15 protein-coding genes are annotated in these 18,472 nt (G+C 41.0%); 10 read left to right on the top strand and 5 right to left on the bottom strand.

The window, feature by feature from the left end:
* The first annotated feature begins 2 nt into the window (after positions 1 to 2).
* From argG to R2S10_RS13115, 7 genes are all read left to right on the top strand, one after another.
* Positions 3 to 1,196 (top strand): argininosuccinate synthase, encoded by a 1,194-nt coding sequence (gene argG, locus R2S10_RS13145; protein ID WP_316840884.1) that lies wholly within the window; start codon positions 3 to 5, stop codon positions 1,194 to 1,196.
* Positions 1,186 to 2,157 carry an N-acetyl-gamma-glutamyl-phosphate reductase gene (argC, locus tag R2S10_RS13140; RefSeq protein WP_316840883.1) on the top strand — a complete coding sequence of 324 codons (972 nt, stop codon included), beginning with the start codon at positions 1,186 to 1,188 and terminating at the stop codon, positions 2,155 to 2,157. The genes argG and argC overlap by 11 nt, the downstream gene beginning before the upstream one ends.
* Positions 2,158 to 2,229: 72 nt before the next feature.
* On the top strand, positions 2,230 to 3,366 hold the full coding sequence (locus R2S10_RS13135; RefSeq protein WP_316840882.1) for an aspartate aminotransferase family protein: 1,137 nt from the start codon (positions 2,230 to 2,232) through the stop codon (positions 3,364 to 3,366).
* Position 3,367: 1 nt separating this feature from the next.
* Complete coding sequence (locus tag R2S10_RS13130) at positions 3,368 to 4,330, top strand: acetylornithine carbamoyltransferase (RefSeq protein ID WP_316840881.1); 963 nt, start codon at positions 3,368 to 3,370, stop codon at positions 4,328 to 4,330.
* 180 nt (positions 4,331 to 4,510) lie between these two features.
* Positions 4,511 to 5,299 (top strand): acetylglutamate kinase, encoded by a 789-nt coding sequence (gene argB, locus R2S10_RS13125; protein WP_316840880.1) that lies wholly within the window; start codon positions 4,511 to 4,513, stop codon positions 5,297 to 5,299.
* Positions 5,300 to 5,344: 45 nt separating this feature from the next.
* Positions 5,345 to 6,163, top strand: coding sequence for a pyrroline-5-carboxylate reductase (gene proC, locus R2S10_RS13120; protein ID WP_316840879.1), 819 nt, complete (start codon positions 5,345 to 5,347; stop codon positions 6,161 to 6,163).
* Positions 6,164 to 6,167: 4 nt separating this feature from the next.
* Positions 6,168 to 7,235, top strand: coding sequence for a M20 family metallo-hydrolase (locus tag R2S10_RS13115; protein WP_316840878.1), 1,068 nt, complete (start codon positions 6,168 to 6,170; stop codon positions 7,233 to 7,235).
* A gap of 94 nt (positions 7,236 to 7,329) precedes the next feature.
* Here R2S10_RS13115 and R2S10_RS13110 read toward each other — a convergent pair whose 3' ends face one another.
* Entirely contained in the window at positions 7,330 to 10,221 is a 2,892-nt protein-coding gene (locus tag R2S10_RS13110; RefSeq protein WP_316840877.1) for a S9 family peptidase, read from the bottom strand.
* 179 nt (positions 10,222 to 10,400) lie between these two features.
* Between R2S10_RS13110 and argH the strand changes: the two genes are divergently transcribed.
* Both argH and R2S10_RS13100 read left to right on the top strand, forming a co-directional pair.
* Complete coding sequence (gene argH / locus R2S10_RS13105; RefSeq protein WP_316840876.1) at positions 10,401 to 11,732, top strand: argininosuccinate lyase; 1,332 nt, start codon at positions 10,401 to 10,403, stop codon at positions 11,730 to 11,732.
* Between the two features lie 24 nt (positions 11,733 to 11,756).
* Positions 11,757 to 13,010 carry a pyridoxal phosphate-dependent aminotransferase gene (locus tag R2S10_RS13100; protein WP_316840875.1) on the top strand — a complete coding sequence of 418 codons (1,254 nt, stop codon included), beginning with the start codon at positions 11,757 to 11,759 and terminating at the stop codon, positions 13,008 to 13,010.
* 131 nt (positions 13,011 to 13,141) lie between these two features.
* Here R2S10_RS13100 and R2S10_RS13095 read toward each other — a convergent pair whose 3' ends face one another.
* Both R2S10_RS13095 and R2S10_RS13090 read right to left on the bottom strand, forming a co-directional pair.
* On the bottom strand, positions 13,142 to 14,722 hold the full coding sequence (locus tag R2S10_RS13095) for a peptide chain release factor 3 (protein ID WP_316840874.1): 1,581 nt from the start codon (positions 14,720 to 14,722) through the stop codon (positions 13,142 to 13,144).
* A gap of 151 nt (positions 14,723 to 14,873) precedes the next feature.
* Positions 14,874 to 16,274: a DUF6600 domain-containing protein gene (locus R2S10_RS13090; protein WP_316840873.1), complete on the bottom strand. Its 1,401-nt coding sequence runs from the start codon at positions 16,272 to 16,274 to the stop codon at positions 14,874 to 14,876.
* Between the two features lie 298 nt (positions 16,275 to 16,572).
* On the opposite strand from R2S10_RS13090, the gene R2S10_RS13085 reads away from it, so the two are divergent.
* Positions 16,573 to 17,286, top strand: a complete 714-nt coding sequence (locus tag R2S10_RS13085; RefSeq protein ID WP_316840872.1) for an SAM-dependent methyltransferase — start codon at positions 16,573 to 16,575, stop codon at positions 17,284 to 17,286.
* A 37-nt stretch (positions 17,287 to 17,323) separates the two neighbouring features.
* Here the strand turns inward: R2S10_RS13085 and nadD are convergent, their stop codons facing one another.
* Both nadD and gmk read right to left on the bottom strand, forming a co-directional pair.
* Positions 17,324 to 17,896: a nicotinate (nicotinamide) nucleotide adenylyltransferase gene (gene nadD, locus R2S10_RS13080; RefSeq protein ID WP_316840871.1), complete on the bottom strand. Its 573-nt coding sequence runs from the start codon at positions 17,894 to 17,896 to the stop codon at positions 17,324 to 17,326.
* Complete coding sequence (gmk, locus tag R2S10_RS13075; protein WP_316840870.1) at positions 17,897 to 18,469, bottom strand: guanylate kinase; 573 nt, start codon at positions 18,467 to 18,469, stop codon at positions 17,897 to 17,899.
* Between the last annotated feature and the right edge of the window lie 3 nt (positions 18,470 to 18,472).

Genomic DNA, 18,472 nt, shown 5'->3' with positions numbered 1-18,472 from the left:
AGATGAAGAAAAAAGTTGTTTTAGCTTTTAGCGGAGGTTTGGATACTTCGTTTTGTTGTATTTATTTGGCACAGGACCGTGGACTGGAAGTACATTCTGTGATTGTTAATACCGGTGGTTTTTCTGAAGAAGAACTTCAGGAGATCGAGAAACGTGCTTATGCCTTAGGAGTAGCTTCTCATGCGGTAGTGGATGAAACTGCCAATTATTATGATGGCTGTGTTAAATATTTAGTGTTCGGTAATGTGTTGAAAAATGCAACATACCCGCTTTCTGTAAGTGCAGAGCGTGTAAGTCAGGCTACAGCGATTGCGAACTATGTGAAAAAAATTGGTGCTGATTATGTTGCTCACGGTAGTACCGGTGCAGGAAATGATCAGGTACGTTTCGATATGATTTTTAACATCATCATCCCGAATGTAGAAATCATCACGCCAATCAGAGATTTGAAATTATCCCGCGAAGCGGAAATAGAATATTTAGCCAATCATGGCGTAGAATACAGCGCTGAAAAAGCAAGGTATTCTATCAATAAAGGCTTATGGGGTACTTCTGTAGGAGGAAAAGAAACTTTAACTTCTAATGAAACTTTACCTGAAGAAGCATGGCCAACGCAAGTTTCAGAAACGGAACCACGTAAATTGGAGCTGACTTTCGAAAAAGGAGAACTGGTAGGTATCGACGGAGAAACTTTAGCTCCAGTTGCAGCCATCCAAAAATTACAAGCTATTGCACAGCCTTATGGCATCGGAAGAGATATTCACGTTGGAGATACCATTATTGGAATCAAAGGTCGTGTAGGTTTTGAAGCTGCGGCACCAATGGTGATTATCAAAGCACACCATACGTTAGAAAAACATACTTTAACAAAATGGCAATTGTCATGGAAAGAGCAATTGGGTTCTTTTTATGGAAACTATTTGCATGAAGGTCAGTTTCACGATCCAATCATGCGCAATATCGAAGCTTTCTTAGCCAATACACAGAAAATGGTGAGCGGAAAAGTGTTCGTAGAATTGTTGCCTTATCGTTTCCAGATTATCGGTATCGAGTCTGCACATGATCTAATGAGCAATAAATTCGGTAGCTATGGCGAAATGAACAATGCATGGAGTGGTGAAGATGTGAAAGGTTTCTCTAAGATTTTTGGTAACCAGGTAATGATCTGGCACAAAGTGAACGGCGATGAAAGTTAGAGCAGGAATCGTAGGCGGTGCCGGTTATACCGGTGGAGAGATGCTTCGATTGCTGATCAATCACCCTTCGGTAGACATTGTTTTTGTAAACAGCAAAAGCAATGCAGGAAACCTAATCTCTGATGTACACACCGATCTTTTTGGAGATACTGATTTACGTTTTACAGGAGAGTTGTCTTCGGATATTGATGTACTGTTTTTATGTGTAGGTCATGGTGATGCGAAAAAGTTTTTAGCCGCCAATCCAGTTGCTGAAGGAATCAAAATCATTGACCTGAGTCAGGATTTTAGATTGAAAGCTGCTGCAGGTCAGGATTGGGTTTATGGTTTACCGGAAATGAATCGCGATCGTATTAAAACAGCCAGTTATATCGCAAATCCAGGTTGTTTTGCCACTTGTATTCAGTTGGGATTATTACCACTGGCAGCAAAAGGATTGTTAAAAGGAGAAGTCCATGTGAATGCAACTACCGGTTCTACTGGTGCGGGACAAAGTCTCTCTGCAACTTCTCATTTTAGTTGGAGAAACAATAACCTGTCGATTTATAAGGCTTTTGATCACCAGCACCTGAATGAAATCGGCGAAAGCCTGGTACAGATGGATCCGGACTTTGATGGCATCCTGAATTTCATCCCACAACGTGGAGATTTCCCAAGAGGGATTTTGGCTTCCATGTATGTGGAAAGCGACCTATCAGCCGAGGAAGCACAAACTTTGTATGAGGAGTATTATGCAGCACATCCTTTTACGCATGTGAGTAAGAAAAATATAGATTTGAAACAGGTGGTGAACACAAATAAAGCATTGGTGCATGTGGAAAAACATGGCAATAAGCTGTTTGTGATCAGTATCATTGATAATTTATTGAAAGGGGCAAGCGGACAAGCGGTGCAGAATATGAATTTGATTTTTGGACTGGAAGAGCGGCAAGGTCTGGCGCTTAAAGCAGCAGGATTTTAATTAAAACCCGCTGTACTGGACGTTGTTCAGGAACCGTTTAATCTTTTAATCACCTATTCAAACCTTCAAAAAATGAACTTATTTGACGTATACCCGTTAAACAATATTGAAATCGTAAAAGCCGCTGGTAGTACCGTTTGGGATGCCGAAGGCCAGGAATATCTAGACCTTTATGGCGGCCATGCCGTGATCTCTATCGGTCATACTCACCCTCACTATGTGAAAAGACTGAGCGATCAGTTGAATAAAGTGGGCTTTTATTCTAATTCCGTTAAAATTCCTTTGCAGGTAGAACTTGCTGAAAAGCTGGGGAAAGTATCTGGAAAAGTGGATTATCAGCTGTTTTTATGTAATTCAGGCGCAGAAGCAAATGAAAATGCATTGAAATTAGCGTCTTTCTATAACGGACGTAAAAAAATTATTGCCTTTAAAGGGGCCTTCCACGGAAGAACTTCTCTAGCAGTCGCTGCTACGGATAACCCTAAAATTATTGCCCCGGTTAATGAAACGGAAAATGTTATTTTCCTTCCTCATAATGATGAAGCAGCTTTAGAAGCAGCTTTTGCTTCCTTTGGTAAGGAGGTTTGTGCAGTAATTATTGAAGGTATTCAAGGTGTGGGCGGTATTAAAGAGGCCTCTGTAAGCTTCCTTCAAAAGATCCGTTCACTTTGTGATCAATATGACGCGCTTTATATCGCGGATAGCGTACAGTGTGGCTATGGCAGAACAGGGAATTTCTATTCTCATGACTATGCAGGCGTTGAAGCGGACGTGTATACAATGGCCAAAGGTATGGGTAATGGTTTTCCGGTAGCAGGAATCTCAATCGCTCCGAAATTTAAGCCTTGGCATGGGATGTTAGGCACTACTTTCGGGGGTAATCACTTGGCTTGTGCTGCAGCATTAGCCGTGTTGGAAATTATGGACCAGGATCAGCTGATGAAAAATGCGGAAGAAGTTGGTGCGTACCTGATCTCTGAGCTTCAGAAAATTGAAGCGGTTACCGAGGTTCGTGGTCGTGGATTAATGATCGGTATTGAACTTCCGGAAAGCTTGCCAAACGTAAAGAAAGATCTGCTGTTTAAACACCATATCTTTACTGGTGAGGCGAAACCGAATGTCATTAGACTATTGCCTGCTTTGAATTTAACAAAAGAACAGGCAGACCACTTTTTAACCCATTTTAAAACGGCTTTAACAGGATCATAAGATGAAACAATTCACTTCAGTAAATGATGTTGAAGACATCAAAGAGTTAGTAGAAGCGGCATTGGCTTTGAAAAAAAGCCCTTACGCGCATCAGGAATTAGGGAAGAACAAGACTTTAGGACTGGTTTTTCTGAACCCGAGTTTGCGCACCCGCTTAAGCACGCAAAAAGCAGCGTTGAACCTAGGGATGAATGTGATGGTGATGAATATGGACAAGGAAGGCTGGGCATTGGAAACACGTGATGGTGTGGTGATGAACGGTACAACTGTAGAACATATTAGAGAGGCTGCCGCAGTAATGGGGCAGTATTGTGATGTATTGGGATTACGTTCTTTTCCGAAATTAGTCAACAGAGACGAAGACTATAACGAAGAGTTTTTTAATAAATTTATTAGCTTTTGTGGCGTTCCAGTGGTAAGTTTGGAAAGTGCTACCCGTCACCCTTTACAAAGTTTGGCGGATCTGGTAACGATCAAGGAAACCTGGAAAGGTGATAGAAAACCGAAGGTGGTTTTAGCTTGGGCACCACATATTAAGGCATTGCCACAAGCTGTTCCGAATTCTTTTTCGGAATGGATGTGTAAAGCACAAGAAGAGGGGATCCTGGATTTTACGATTGTACAGCCAGTAGGTTATGAACTTTCCAAAGATTTTACGCCAGGCGCAAATATCAGTCACAACATTGATGAGGCTTTGCAAGATGCCGACTATATCTACGTGAAAAACTGGTCGAGCTATAAACAATATGGAAAGGTATTGCCTTTTCCAGAGGGTTGGATGATCACCAACGAACGGCTAACGGTGACAAATGATGCGAAAGTGATGCATTGTTTGCCTGTGCGTCGGGATTTGGAGCTATCGTCGGAAGTATTAGACGGACCAAATTCTTTGGTAATACAAGAAGCAGGGAATCGTTTATGGGCCGCACAAGCAGTCCTGAAAGCAGTCCTGGAAGATTTATAAATACCATAGAGGATGTTGGAGTTTTTCCAACATCCTTTTTTTATACGCCCTAGTTTTCTATAAAACCATTGCGCGAACTGTAGGAATGAAATCTTTCCGGAAGTTAAAAGAAGAGATCTTTTTGATCAAAAGAAACCCAGGCTGGTAAAGGCTGGAACATTGAATAAATATTGAGTAGAAATGAAGAAACTAAGTGTAATTAAAATCGGCGGAAATGTAATTGACAACTCAGAGAAACTGCATCAGTTCTTGCTGGACTTTAATGCGCTTCCAGGAGATAAGATTTTAATTCATGGAGGAGGAAAAATTGCAACTGAATTGGGAGTTTCCCTGGGGGTAGAAGCGAAAATGGTAGAAGGTCGCCGCATCACAGATATTGAAACGCTGAGAATCGTGACAATGGTCTATGCGGGCCTGATCAATAAAAATATGGTGGCACAATTGCAGGCTAAAGGTTGCAACGCCATCGGCCTGACCGGTGCTGATGGAAATATCATCAAGGCGGTTAAACGTCCTGTAAAAGATATTGACTATGGTTATGTAGGCGACCTGGATGAGCATTCCGTAGCCTCAGCTACCTTAGATAGTTTGATGAAAGCGGGCTTAGTACCCGTTTTATGTGCAATTACGCATGATGCTGAAGGCCAGTTGTTAAATACCAATGCAGATACGATTGCTTCTGCTGTAGCAGTGGCAATGTCTGATTTATATGATACTGTATTGGTCTATTGCTTTGAAAAAAGAGGCGTTATGCGCGATGTCGAAGATGACGATTCCCTGGTTCCTGAAATCAGAATGCAGGAATTTGATGGATTAAAAGCCGAAGGGGTTGTATCCGGAGGGATGATTCCAAAATTACACAATGCTTTTGAAGCGATAAAAAAAGGAGTAGCTGCGGTATATATCGGCAAGGCCGATGAACTTCCTCAGCTTCATGAACAGGGTTTCGGAACCCGATTAATCCTGTAACTCTGTTTGAATACCTAAAACAATCACCAACCAAACCATAAAAAGATGAAACAGTTTAACGGCAATATCGCCATTTTAGGAAGCGGAAATATCGGCATTTCTTTGGCCAGGGGACTAGTAAAAGCAAATTATGCAAAGCCCGGCCAGATTAGTTTAACCAGGAGAAACGTCGATCATTTAGCCCCCTTTGCAGAACAAGGGTTTGTGGTAAGTGGTGATAATGCTGCTGTTGTTGCCGCCTCAGACGTAATTGTGCTGGCAGTTTTGCCTCAGCAGTTAAACCAGTTAATGGATCAGATTCGCCCTGCGATAGATTTGAAAAAACATCTTTTTATCTCGGTAGCCTCAGGCGTAAGCTGTGCAGACATCAGAAATAAACTGGGCGAAGAAGCTCAGGTAGTTCGGGCAATGCCAAATACTGCCATCGCCATTGGGCAATCGATGACTTGTATTGCAACTGATCAGGCTTCCGTAGAATACATGGAGGAAGTAACCAGAATGTTTGAAACCGTAGGCGCGGTTGTGAAAATAAATGAAGACTTAATGACAGCCGCAACGGCACTTTGTGCCTGCGGAATTGCTTTCTTTTTAAGAGGGATTAGAGCGGCTTCGCAAGGAGGGGTGGAAATTGGCTTCCATGCAGATGAAGCATTGAAAATGGCGGTTCAGACCGCAAAGGGAGCCGCCGACTTGCTGTTACAGATGCAGTCGCACCCGGAACAGGAAATAGATAAAGTAACTTCGCCGAAAGGCTGTACCATTGCCGGATTAAATGAGATGGAGCATAATGGCTTTAGCTCCTCTTTAATCAAAGGCATCAAGCTGTCGGCACAAAAAGCCGGCGCTTTATATACCAAAGAATAAAATTATGATAGAACAACTGCAAAAAGATAGTTTAGAACTGTTGAAACAATTAATTAGCATCTCTTCATTTTCTAAAGAAGAAGATCAAACTGCTGATGTAATTGAACAGTTTTTGCAGACGCGCAATATAAAAACTCAGCGCAAATTGAATAACGTATGGGCTTATAACAAGCATTTTGATGCTAAAAAGCCAACAATGCTGTTAAATTCGCACCATGATACGGTGAAGCCTAATTCCGGCTATACACGTGATCCTTTCGCGCCAATAGTTGACGATGGTAAGTTATATGGATTAGGGAGTAATGATGCGGGAGGATGTCTGGTTTCGCTTATAGCGACCTTTCTTTACTTCTATGAGCAGGAAGGGTTAAGTTATAATGTGTGTCTGGCTGCCACTGCAGAAGAGGAAATTTCCGGAATTAATGGACTGGAATGTATTCTTCCAGATCTTGGGGAACTGGAATTTGCCATTGTAGGTGAACCGACTTTAATGAATTTAGCAGTTGCCGAACGTGGCTTATTGGTTTTAGACTGTGTTTCTACCGGAAAAGCGGGACATGCTGCCAGAGAAGAAGGAGACAACGCGATTTATAAAGCCTTGAAAGATATTGAATGGTTTCGCAGTTACCGTTTCTCTAAGGTTTCGGAAATGTTTGGCCCATTAAAAATGTCGGTAACGATTATCAACGCCGGATCTCAGCATAATGTGGTTCCAGCAACTTGTACTTTTGCAGTGGATGTACGGGTAACGGATGCTTATGCAAATGAAGAGGTTTTGAAAATTATCAGAACAAATGTAGATTGTACGGTAACGCCTAGATCTGTGCGTTTGAAGCCTTCTTCGATTGATAAGGAACATCCGATTGTACTTTCAGGAATCGCATTGGGAAGAACAACTTATGGCTCTCCAACAACTTCTGACCAGGCATTATTGAGTATTCCTTCTTTAAAAGTCGGGCCTGGTGATTCTGCACGCTCTCATATGGCAGATGAATATGTGTTTGTGAATGAGGTAGAAGAAGGGATTAAACTGTATATCGAAATGTTAAAGCCAGTGATCAACGGGAAATAGATAAATGATTATTCTATAAGCACACCGCTTAGAATATTCTTTGAAATAAAGAGGCCGCAACCCTTAAATTGGTGTTGCGGCCTCTTTTCTTTCACTATTCTCCTATGTTTTCAAACGCTCTGGCTTCCAGGTGTTTTTCCAGATCAGAACGATTGATTCCTTTTGCCCACCAATCGGGTGCAGGCTTATCTTTTAACATATAGTCGAAATATTCCATCATCCGTACTGCATAATCCTTTCGGTTTGGTAATTTTGCAATTCCATGGTTTTCACCACGATAGGTGATCATGACTACAGGTTTATTCAATCTTCTAAGCCCATTGTAGTACTCAATTCCTTGTGTGTAGTCCACCGCGCCATCTTTGTCGTTGTGCAACAACAACAATGGGGTTTGAACTTTTTTGATGTGATATATTGGAGAGTTGCGCGTAAAAGCATCCCAATTGTCCCAGTAACCAGGGGTTAGCCTTCCTTGACTCGCTTCAAAAATCGCCTGATTTGTACCACCACTGTTCCAATAAATCAGACTATACATACTGATCATATTGGTTAAAGGAGCACCTGCCGCTGCGGCTTTGAAAATGTTAGTTTGAGTAATTAAGAAGGAAGTTTGATAACCTCCCCAGGAATGGCCATGGATGGCCACTCGTTTCTCATCGACAATGCCGCTAGCAATCGCTGCTTTTACTGCAGGTACCACACAAGCGACCGCTGACATCCCCGGATCGTTTAGTTTATACTTGATATCAGGCATTAAAACTGCATAACCATTGCTGGTATACATCGCCCTGTTGAAGCCACCTCCAGGAAAACCAGGCATGGCATAGGTATTCATTTGATCAGTTAAACGTTCGTATATGTAGGTGATGGTAGGGTAGCTCTTCCCTTCCTGATAATTAGCAGGGAGGTATAACGTGGCTTGCAGAGAGTCGCCGTTAGCACTTACATAGTTGATGAGTTTTACGCTTGGAGACCAGGCATATTTTTCCTGATCAGGAGTGTTTTTGGTAATTTGTTTTGCGTTAGCCAGACTTGAAGAGGTGGTTGCATACACTTCCGGCGACTTTTCATTGCCTTGTTTTGTGTAAATGAAAACATTTCCATCTGTGGCTTTTGTTAAACCACCATAAAGATGAGCATCCATGAAAATAGGCTTGATACTGGTTTTGCCAGCCTCTAAAAGTCCAATGCCTGAATTTTTGTTCTGATTATTGAAAATAAGAAAATATTGGTCTTTAGTTAGGTCTGTTCCTTTCTCTTTCTGATAGATATAGGATTTTCCAAGCACTTGTTGTTTTTTGCTTTTCCAATTGTCAGAAAGGGATACTACAGTCTTTCCATCTGCAGAAATACGCCATAAGTCGTAGTTGTCTTTGATCAGTGCGTATTTGGAGTCTGTAGACCAGCCGAAATTGGAGGTCGCAGGTTTAAGGATATTGTGGTCGTCTAACTCATCTACAAATGATGCTTTGATGTTTTTTGTCAGGTTGTATTGCTCCAGAGTTTCCAAATTGATGCTATAAAAAGCACCGTCGTTGCTAAAACTTGCCCATTTACCATTTGGAGCCATGCTTAATAATCCCCTGCCTTCAGTGTAGAACTTTTCAAAAACACGTTTTTTATTCCCTGTTTTTAAATCAATAACATAGATGTCGGTATAACCTTGTCCGTCGAGATTGCTCACTAATTCATAGTTTGAATCGTCATAACCAATGGCATAAAGGTTTTTTGGACCCATTACAACTGTTTTTAGATTGCTATCTGCCAGTTGACTGATTTTCTGATCCGCAATGCGATAAGAACTAAGATAGCTGTAGTTTTTATCCCTGGTTTCTTGAGTTTGTTGTGCAGATTGAAGGCGCTTATCCTGCCAATTCCAGATGATCATATCTGGTTTTTCAATGTCTGCTTTAGCCAGCGCTTTATTCTCTGGCTTGGCTTTTCCTGTGCTGTCGGTCTTTGTCTTATCTGTGCCAGTGGCTTTGCCTTTGCTCTGGTCTCCGGCTTTATCTTTACTTGTGCTATCTGTTTTCTTTTCCTTAGTGGTGATACCAAAAAAGAGGTTGGATTGGTCTTCTGACCAATAAGGCGTACCATTCCCGCTAATTCCCATGTTGTTCGGGAAGTTTTTGGAAGTTAGCGCACTGAAGGAGATCTTGTTACTTAGTTCCCCGGCAATTTTGTTAATTCCGATAACCGTAAAAATATCCTCTTTGTATTTTTCATTTTTGTTGGATTTTAGTAACGCAAAAGCGTCTCCATTCTCATTCCAGCTGATACTTTTATAGGTTGCTTTGTCATTTTCCAATGCGGTGATGAGCCCGGTTTTCATATCTCTAATGAAAATTCCATTCCCATTTTGTCCGTTGGCATCAATGATATAGGCCAATATAGTTCCTGATTTATTGAAGGAATATTCGGATACATTGCCCAGGTTGAAGCTCTTTTTTGTAGTCAATTGATACAGCAAAAGATCCGTTCCTTTTGAAGCATCCTTATCTTTTGACGCATTTTCAGCAGCCGTAAAATGAATCGCTAACCACTCCGGGTTATCCGCAGAAAAACTGAAAGTCTTCACTTTTTCAAAAGTTGTCTTTTGATTGCCAGGTAAAGAAACCAGTACCAGCTGATCATAAAGTGGTTTCATGGTTTTTTTTACCGCTTTGACTTCCGCGTCCTTTGCCGAAACTTTAAATGCAGCATATTTGGCATCTTTTGAATAAACGACAGTAGAAGCGGTCGCCCCAATAGGGTAACTGAAATTGACAGTATCAGAAACTTTTCTAATGACGGTCTGAAGATCGCCTTCTGTAGGACCTTTAGCCCAGGATAACCATTGTCCGTTAGGGGAAAGGCTATAGGTGTTACTTCTGATGAAATTCCATTTGGAGACATCCTTCCAGCTCAATGCGGGTTTCTGTTGTGCCATCACGCTTGTTGCGAAGGGAAGGATCAACAGTAAGAGTGAATACTTGATTCTATTCATTATGATTACAGGTTTTTACTAAATTATTGTTTTAGTTTAACAATATTCTAATGTGACAAGAATATTGTACAGGGAAACACTATGATTAGCCTGCCCGGTTTATCCTCCTTTATAGCGTAATTATTGTATTTTTGCAAAATACTTTTAGCCTTTAAAGAACCTAAACTATAGATTGATAAATGAAGATTTGGCAAAAAAACGTAGACGTAAATAAGGATATCGAAACTTTTACTGTTGGTAAAGACAGAGAACTGGATTTGCAAATGGCAGCTTTTGATGTGCTGGGCTCTTTAGCTCATGTGGAAATGTTGGAAAGCATCGGACTGTTAACCGCATCGGAACTGGTGGAAATACAAACAGAACTGAAACATATTTACGCAGATATCGCTGCAGGGAAATTTACCATCGAGGATACAGTAGAAGATGTACACTCGCAGGTAGAATGGTTGCTTACCCAACGCATCGGCGAAGCAGGCAAGAAAATCCATAGCGGACGTTCCCGTAATGACCAGGTTCTGGTAGATTTGAAGCTTTATTTCAGAAGCTGTATAGAAGAGATGGTTGGCAATACGACTATACTTTTTGAACAACTTATTGAACTGAGTAATACCCATAAAGATAAATTATTGCCAGGTTATACGCATTTGCAGATCGCAATGCCCTCTTCTTTTGGCTTGTGGTTTGGCGCTTACGCCGAAAGTCTGGTGGATGATATGGAAATGATGTTGGCCGCTTATAAAATTTGCAATAAGAATCCATTGGGATCTGCAGCAGGTTACGGCTCTTCTTTTCCTCTCAACAGAACGATGACGACGGAACTACTAGGCTTTGAAAAACTCAATTATAATGTGGTTTATGCGCAGATGGGTAGAGGGAAGACGGAACGTGTACTCGCACAAGCGATGTCTTCGGTAGCCGCTTCATTGGCTAAAATGGCCATGGATGTCTGCTTGTTTATCAACCAAAACTTTGGATTTATCTCTTTTCCCGATGAATTAACCACCGGTTCGAGCATCATGCCTCATAAAAAGAACCCAGATGTTTTTGAATTGATCCGCTCCAGATGTAATAAGATTCAGGCGCTACCGAATGAAATTGCATTGATGACCACTAATTTACCCTCCGGTTATCACCGCGACCTGCAATTGCTGAAAGAAAATCTTTTCCCAGCCATTACCTCTTTGAATGAATGTTTGGAAATGACTACTTATATGCTGCAACATATCCGCATTAAAGAGGAGATCCTAGCCGATAAAAAATATGCTTACTTATTCAGCGTTGAAGTAGTAAACGAATTGGCTTTAAAAGGTATTCCTTTTAGAGAGGCTTATAAAATTGTTGGAGAATCAATTGAAAATGGCACATTCTCACCGTCGACACAGTTGAATCATACACATGAAGGAAGCATCGGAAATCTTTGCAATCCTGAAATAAAAGCCATGATGGATGAAGTACGCTCCCAGTTCAAATTTGAGAAAACGACTGCCGCAATTGAAAAATTGCTGGCTTAATTATTCATATATAAATAAAATACAATGAAAGTATCAGTATTAGCCAACACGCTCATCGGTTCGGAAATCATTAAAATTGGAAATGAAGTAAATGAAATGAAGAGAAAGGGTGCAGAGATTGCAAATCTGACCATCGGTGATTTCGACCCTTCTATTTTTCCAATTCCTGCCGAACTGAGAGATGAGATTATTGATGCTTATCACCATAATCAAACCAATTATCCTCCTGCAGATGGTATCCTGCCTTTACGCGAAACGGTAGTAGGAGTTTTGAAAGACAGATATGACCTAAATTATACCGCTCAGGATATCTTGGTTGCAGGTGGGTCCCGCCCTTTAATTTATGCAACTTACCTGGCGCTGATTGATCCGGGAGATAAAGTGATTTATCCGGCACCATCATGGAATAATAACCATTATTGTCACCTTTCTTCTGCACAAGGAATTGCTGTGGAAACCACAGTAGAAGATAATTTTATGCCAACGGCAGCACAGCTGAAGCCTCATTTTAAAGGGGCTACACTACTGGCTTTATGTTCTCCGCTGAACCCTACAGGTACAATGTTTACGAAGGAACAACTGGAAGAAATTTGTGATGCTGTGATTGCCGAAAACGACAGCCGATCACCGGATGAAAAACCATTGTACATCATGTATGACCAGATTTATTCGTTATTAACCTTCGGTAAGGAACACATCAACCCGGTAAGTTTACGACCGGAATTGAAAGATTATGTGATTTATATTGATGGGATTTCTAAATGTTTGTCGGCTACAGGAGTTAGAGTTGGATGGGCTTTCGGACCAGAAAACATCATTGGTAAAATGAAATCAATATTGGGCCATATCGGAGCATGGGCACCTAAGGCAGAACAGGTAGCAGTTGCAAAGTATTTTAAGAATGCAACTCTGGTAGACCAATACCTGACTTCATTTAAACAGCAGGTTCAAAATAGCCTTGATGCACTTTACAATGGCTTTCAGCAATTGAAAACAGCTGGTTTGGCAGTAGATGCGGTAATTCCAATGGGTGCAATTTATCTGACATTAAAAATCGATTACATTGGAAAGACTACGCCAGAAGGTGAAGTGTTGAAAAACAGCGCAGATGTGAATTTTTACCTGATCAAAGAAGCCCAGGTGGCCTTGGTTCCTTTCTCCGCGTTTGGAACTGATGAGATGGTGAACTGGTTCCGTGCTTCTGTTGGAGGCTGTTCTTTAAGTGATATCGAAAATATGATCCCAAGGATCAAAACTGCTCTGACTAAACTTAAATAATCAGTAATGGAAAGGAAGTAATCCTGAGCTTTTCTAAATCTTACTAATAAATGCAAATGCCGCATAGAGTTCAGAACTCTATGCGGCATTTGCATTTATAGCTACGGCATTGTGCTAAATGTTTTAATGACTTATTTAAATTCCGAAGTTTTATGGAATTCAATATCTGGATAATCACGCATGGTCATATTGATCATGAAATCATTATCCGCAAGGAATACCGGATTACCATCTTTATCCTCACCAATATGTTGTTGTTTCCTTTTCAGGAATTCTTCTAATTTTTTCTTGTCTTTAGATGTAACCCAGTTCGAGCGGCCATAACTTAAAGTGCGGAAATGGGCTTTCGCACCATATTCATGCTCTAAGCGGAAAGCAATTACCTCAAATTGAAGCTCACCCACTGCACCAATAATTTTACGGTTACCTGGCTGCGCAGTAAATAGCTGTGCTACGCCTTCCTCTGTAAGCTGCTGTATGCCTTTTTCCAGCTGTTTTGTGCGTAATGGGTCTCTATTCTCAACTTCCTTAAATATCTCAGGAGAGAAGCTCGGAATGCCCTTGAACTTTAATTGTTCGCCTTCAGTTAAGGTGTCACCGATTTTAAAGTTTCCGCTATCATATAGTCCAACAACGTCTCCAGGCCACGCTTCTTCTACAATGCTTTTCTCATTGGCCATGAAATCCATCGGATTTGAGAATTTCAGTTTCTTCCCCTGACGTGTATGGTAATAAAACTTATTACGCTCAAACTTACCAGAACAAACTCTTAAAAATGCAATACGGTCACGGTGTTTTGGATCTAAGTTAGCGTGTATTTTAAATACAAAACCACTAAAATTTTTCTCATCTACTTTCACTTCGCGTTCTTCAGCTTCCCTGCTTCTAGGGCTAGGCGCAATCTGAACGAAAGTATCCAGCAATTCTTTAATTCCGAAGTTATTAATCGCACTACCAAAAAATACAGGGGCCAATAGGCCTTCCGTGTACATGCTTTTATCTAGCTGACCATAAACGCCATCTACCAATTCCAGGTCGCCTTTCAGGCCATCCAGCTCTTTTGGTTTCAGGAAGTTGCTCAGGTTAGGATCATTAAGATCATTTACTCCAATTACCGATTCGCTGATTTTAGTTTTATCTGCCTCAAAAAGGTTCAGGTGATTGTTATAGATGCTGTAGACGCCTTTGAAGGTATGTCCCTGACCAATTGGCCATGACAAAGGACAAAGACTGATGTTCAATTTATTCTCAATTTCATCTAATAGATCGAAAGCGTCCTTACCCTCTCTATCCATTTTATTGATAAAGATGATTACTGGGGTATTTCGCATTCTACAAACTGCCATCAACTTTTCAGTCTGCTCTTCTACGCCCTTTACACAGTCGACCACTAAAATAACACTATCTACCGCAGATAAAGTACGGTAAGTATCTTCCGCGAAGTCCTTGTGACCTGGAGTATCTAAGATGTTAATGCGTTTTCCACTATACTCAAAGCCCATTACTGAGGTAGCCACGGAAATTCCACGCTGCTTTTCAATTTCCATAAAATCGGAAGTATTGCTTTGGTTTGCCTTGTTACGTTTAACCGCGCCAGCTGTGTTAATTGCTCCTCCAAAGAGTAGAAACTTCTCTGTAAGGGTAGTTTTACCGGCATCGGGGTGACTGATAATAGCGAATGTTTTTCGTTTTTCTATTTCTGGGTGAATCATAAAGAATTAAGCCTGTTGTGCTTGATGAGGCTGCAAAGATAAATATAATATATAAAAGAAATCGTATCGCTTCCTATAGTGATGCGGATCGGAAATAGGAGATAAGAGAAAACCGGCTATTGCTAACCGGTTTTCAATAATTTTCAAAATTTTATCCTCTTCCTCCTCTGGAAGTTCTTCCACCTTCTGATCTACCTTCGCCACCTCTACTTTCAGAACGGGGAGCTGCACTCTGACGCTCCTGTCTTTCCATTCTTTGTGGCTGTTGTTGAGGCATTGGCCTGCTTTCTTGTCTTTCTACCCTTTGTGGAGGGGCTGATTGTTGCGGCCTTTGCGGTTCCGGTTGACGTTGTTGCTGAGTCTGTGGAGTCTGTTGTTGCCTCACAGGACTTTCTGTTCTTTGCTCACGGTGAGGTCTGTTTTGAGGTTGTGGCGTCTGTTGTTGATATATAGGTTGCTGTTGCGAAGTATTATTTTGCGTTCTTGATGGACGATTTTCTCTTGTCGGATTCGTCCGGTCAATTTGAGGCTGATTTACATCAGTGTTTCTGTTGGGCAAAGTGGCAGGTCTGTTATTCTCCCTTGATGACCTGTTGTTACCTGTACTTTCTCTCGAGGGATTGTTTTCTCTGGAAGGATTTATACTTGCATCACCACGATTTCCTCTTTCTGATCGGTCTACTCCGGGATTTCTATTTCTAGCGGTACCCTCATTTCTGGAAGGACGATTAATCGTAGAAGAATTTGCCGGAGAAGTACGATCCCCTCTGATTAAGTTCGCATCGCCTTTTATCGCAGTTCTTGGTGCTTCAACGGTTCCTCTCGCCGTCCTTGAGGCTCTTGGATTGTAAATATTCAATTCATTGCCCCTAATTTCACTTCTTCCGGATCTGTCTGTTCGGTTAACACGATACACTGGCACATCACCTCTTGTTGCACGCCTTACGTCGTCCACTCTTGGACCAGTATAGTATGTTCTTCTTCCCCTTACATAGGTGTTATTGATGATGGTGGTATTGTGAATAATCGTCACATTTCTTCGAGAATAATACCTTGGAAAGCGATCGTAATAAATATTTGCCTGCGGAATAAATACCCACCAGTTATCCGGTATGCCAATATTGATGTTGATATTCAGTCCGGGGCTTAAAGGAGCCCATCCATAGTATCCGCCACCGCTTCTCCAGCTGACCCAAGCCGGCCCCCATACTGTGTCAGGGATCCATAACCATTGTCTGTAGCGGTTATAAACCCATCTTCCATAATGAAATGGAGCCCATCCCCAGTCGTAATCAGATACCCAGGTATTGCCGTATTCGGTCATAGCCCAGCGGCCATTGCTATAATACGGTCTAAAATCTTGTTGGTCAACGTCAGGTCGCCAGACGTATCCATATTGAGGGTCCTGAATCCAGGTACCATAAGGAGAAAGCTCATCATAAAATGATTGGAGCGATATGTCCTCATCCTGCGCTATAGCGCGTTGTGTGAAACCGGTCATCAGGAGCAGAAGCCCCAACACAATTGCCGGTAATTTGATTAGCTTTTTCATCTGTGTGTGTGTTTAATTTACCTAACGCTTTTGATATATCAATTTGAGTTCCAAATCATGCAGAAAGTTTAAAGCCCTAAAGAAATATTACATTAGGATTAAGAAGGTTTGCCTAATATTATTGGCTTTGATGTGGTTTGTGCGGATATTTAATTTGTTTTTTATGCCGGTCTTTATTAGTAAATAAACTAAAAATATTTTTTATCAGCGTTAAAATAAGGTCAGATTGTAATATTAAATCTCCGGTCTTGCTCTTTCCAAGAATATATTTTCTTCTTTTGTAAACAAAACACAACTTATGCAAAAAGGCACTTTATTTTTAATACCTGTTCCTCTGGCAGAAAATGCTGCTCAGAAATCTTTTACCCCTTTTCTTGGCGATACTATCAACTCTATCAGCACCTATATTGTTGAAAATGAGAAATCCGCTAGAAAGTTCTTAAAAGAGGCTGGATTGAAAATGCCACAGAGTGAGCTGATCGTTCATGATTATGGCAAACATCAGCGTAACGCCTCTTTAGCGCCTTATTTTAAAGAATTAACTGCTGGAAAAGATGTAGGCCTGATGAGCGAAGCCGGATGTCCGGGAGTAGCAGATCCAGGTGCTGAAATCGTTGCCGAAGCTCACAGAAGAGGAATTAAAGTAGTTCCTTTGGTAGGGCCGAGTTCTATTTTACAAGCTTTAATGGCTTCGGGGTTTAACGGCCAAAGCTTTACTTTCCACGGATACCTACCTATTGATAAGGTCGAAAGAGCAAAAAAGATTAAAGAAATTGAGTTATTGTCGACAAAAAACAAGCAAACTCAAATTTTCATGGAGACACCTTTCAGAAATAATCATTTGTTTGAAGATGTATTGAAAAATGCTTCGGCACATGCGATGCTTTGCGTGGCTTCTAATATCAATGGGGAAGAAGAGTACATCAAAACACTATCGGTTACCTTTTGGAAAAAAGAACGCATTGATCTACATAAAAAACCAACGATCTTTTTGCTATATAAACCAGGATAATACTCATTAGAAACTGAAATAATAGCCGTTAATTGGGTTAACGGTACATATTTTTATTGTCCATGAAGGATAGAACATTATCTGGAACAAAATATTGAACATTTCTTCCATCTTTTAACGCTTTGCGAATAAAGGTAGAAGAAATGTCCATTTGTGGGGTATCTGTAATGGTAATTGAAGGATGCTGTTCCCAATCTTTTATATCAATACCTGGTCTTGGGTAGACAAAAATCTCATAATTTTTCAGAAGCGTCTCATAGTTTTTCCACTTTTTCAGGGAAGCGAGGTTATCTGCGCCCATGATCAGCACAAACTCCCGTCCAGGATATTTTTCCTGCAGGTAAGCTAAGGTGTCAATGGTATAAGAGGGTTGAGGTAGCCCAAATTCAATGTCGCTCACTTTAATATGATCAGCGCTTTCAGTGGCCAGCTTCGCCATTTCTAATCGATCATACATATTGGTTAACCCATTTTTATTTTTCAGGGGATTATGTGGAGAAACCACCAGCCATACCTCTTTCAGTCCAGTAAAACCCGCCATGTAATTGGCGATGATCAGGTGACCGATATGGATGGGGTTGAATGAACCAAAAAATAACCCTGTTTTCATTTAATTTTTATTGATAAAATCACCTACCAGTTGTTCGGCTTCTTCACAAGCAGTTTCCAGATCGTAGTTTTTCAAAATAACATCAAATTTATCGGCATAAGCCAACTCTTTTTCCGCCTTTACAAAACGTTCCTGAAGTTTTTCCGGGCTATCAGTACCTCTTCCAGTCAAACGTTCTTTTAAGATCTCCAAAGACGGTGGCTGAACGAATATAGCCAATGCATCTTGCTCATATTTACGCTTAAGGCGTAAACCACCTTCTACATCAATGTCAAAAATTACATGTTTTCCTGTATTCCAGATGCGCTCTATTTCAGACCTCAATGTGCCATAAAAAGTGCCATTGTATACTTCTTCGAATTCTACAAATTCCTGATGTGCTACTTTATGAAGAAAACTTTCCTGAGAAATGAAATAGTAATCTTTTTCATGCTCCTCATCGCCTCTTGCAGGACGGGTAGTCGCAGAAATAGAGAAACTTAATGAAGGGAATTTCTGTAAAAGGTGTTTTACGATAGTGGTTTTACCTGCTCCGGAAGGCGCAGAAAATATAATGAGTTTACCTTGTGTCATGCT

The organism is Pedobacter gandavensis, assembly GCF_032678745.1.
Lineage (GTDB): Bacteria > Bacteroidota > Bacteroidia > Sphingobacteriales > Sphingobacteriaceae > Pedobacter > Pedobacter gandavensis_C.
Note: the sequence above shows the minus strand (reverse complement) of the source record. Positions and strands in the feature narration are given on the sequence as shown.

What these genes read in the sequence shown, in the direction of transcription:
- R2S10_RS13090 (WP_316840873.1), bottom strand. Translation starts at nt 16,274, where the DNA reads ATGAAAAAGCTAATCAAATTACCGGCAATTGTGTTGGGGCTTCTGCTC.
- R2S10_RS13135 (WP_316840882.1), top strand. Translation starts at nt 2,230, where the DNA reads ATGAACTTATTTGACGTATACCCGTTAAACAATATTGAAATCGTAAAA.
- R2S10_RS13130 (WP_316840881.1), top strand. Translation starts at nt 3,368, where the DNA reads ATGAAACAATTCACTTCAGTAAATGATGTTGAAGACATCAAAGAGTTA.
- argC (WP_316840883.1), top strand. Translation starts at nt 1,186, where the DNA reads ATGAAAGTTAGAGCAGGAATCGTAGGCGGTGCCGGTTATACCGGTGGA.
- argB (WP_316840880.1), top strand. Translation starts at nt 4,511, where the DNA reads ATGAAGAAACTAAGTGTAATTAAAATCGGCGGAAATGTAATTGACAAC.
- R2S10_RS13100 (WP_316840875.1), top strand. Translation starts at nt 11,757, where the DNA reads ATGAAAGTATCAGTATTAGCCAACACGCTCATCGGTTCGGAAATCATT.
- R2S10_RS13085 (WP_316840872.1), top strand. Translation starts at nt 16,573, where the DNA reads ATGCAAAAAGGCACTTTATTTTTAATACCTGTTCCTCTGGCAGAAAAT.
- argG (WP_316840884.1), top strand. Translation starts at nt 3, where the DNA reads ATGAAGAAAAAAGTTGTTTTAGCTTTTAGCGGAGGTTTGGATACTTCG.
- nadD (WP_316840871.1), bottom strand. Translation starts at nt 17,896, where the DNA reads ATGAAAACAGGGTTATTTTTTGGTTCATTCAACCCCATCCATATCGGT.
- R2S10_RS13115 (WP_316840878.1), top strand. Translation starts at nt 6,168, where the DNA reads ATGATAGAACAACTGCAAAAAGATAGTTTAGAACTGTTGAAACAATTA.
- proC (WP_316840879.1), top strand. Translation starts at nt 5,345, where the DNA reads ATGAAACAGTTTAACGGCAATATCGCCATTTTAGGAAGCGGAAATATC.
- argH (WP_316840876.1), top strand. Translation starts at nt 10,401, where the DNA reads ATGAAGATTTGGCAAAAAAACGTAGACGTAAATAAGGATATCGAAACT.
- gmk (WP_316840870.1), bottom strand. Translation starts at nt 18,469, where the DNA reads ATGACACAAGGTAAACTCATTATATTTTCTGCGCCTTCCGGAGCAGGT.
- R2S10_RS13110 (WP_316840877.1), bottom strand. Translation starts at nt 10,221, where the DNA reads ATGAATAGAATCAAGTATTCACTCTTACTGTTGATCCTTCCCTTCGCA.
- R2S10_RS13095 (WP_316840874.1), bottom strand. Translation starts at nt 14,722, where the DNA reads ATGATTCACCCAGAAATAGAAAAACGAAAAACATTCGCTATTATCAGT.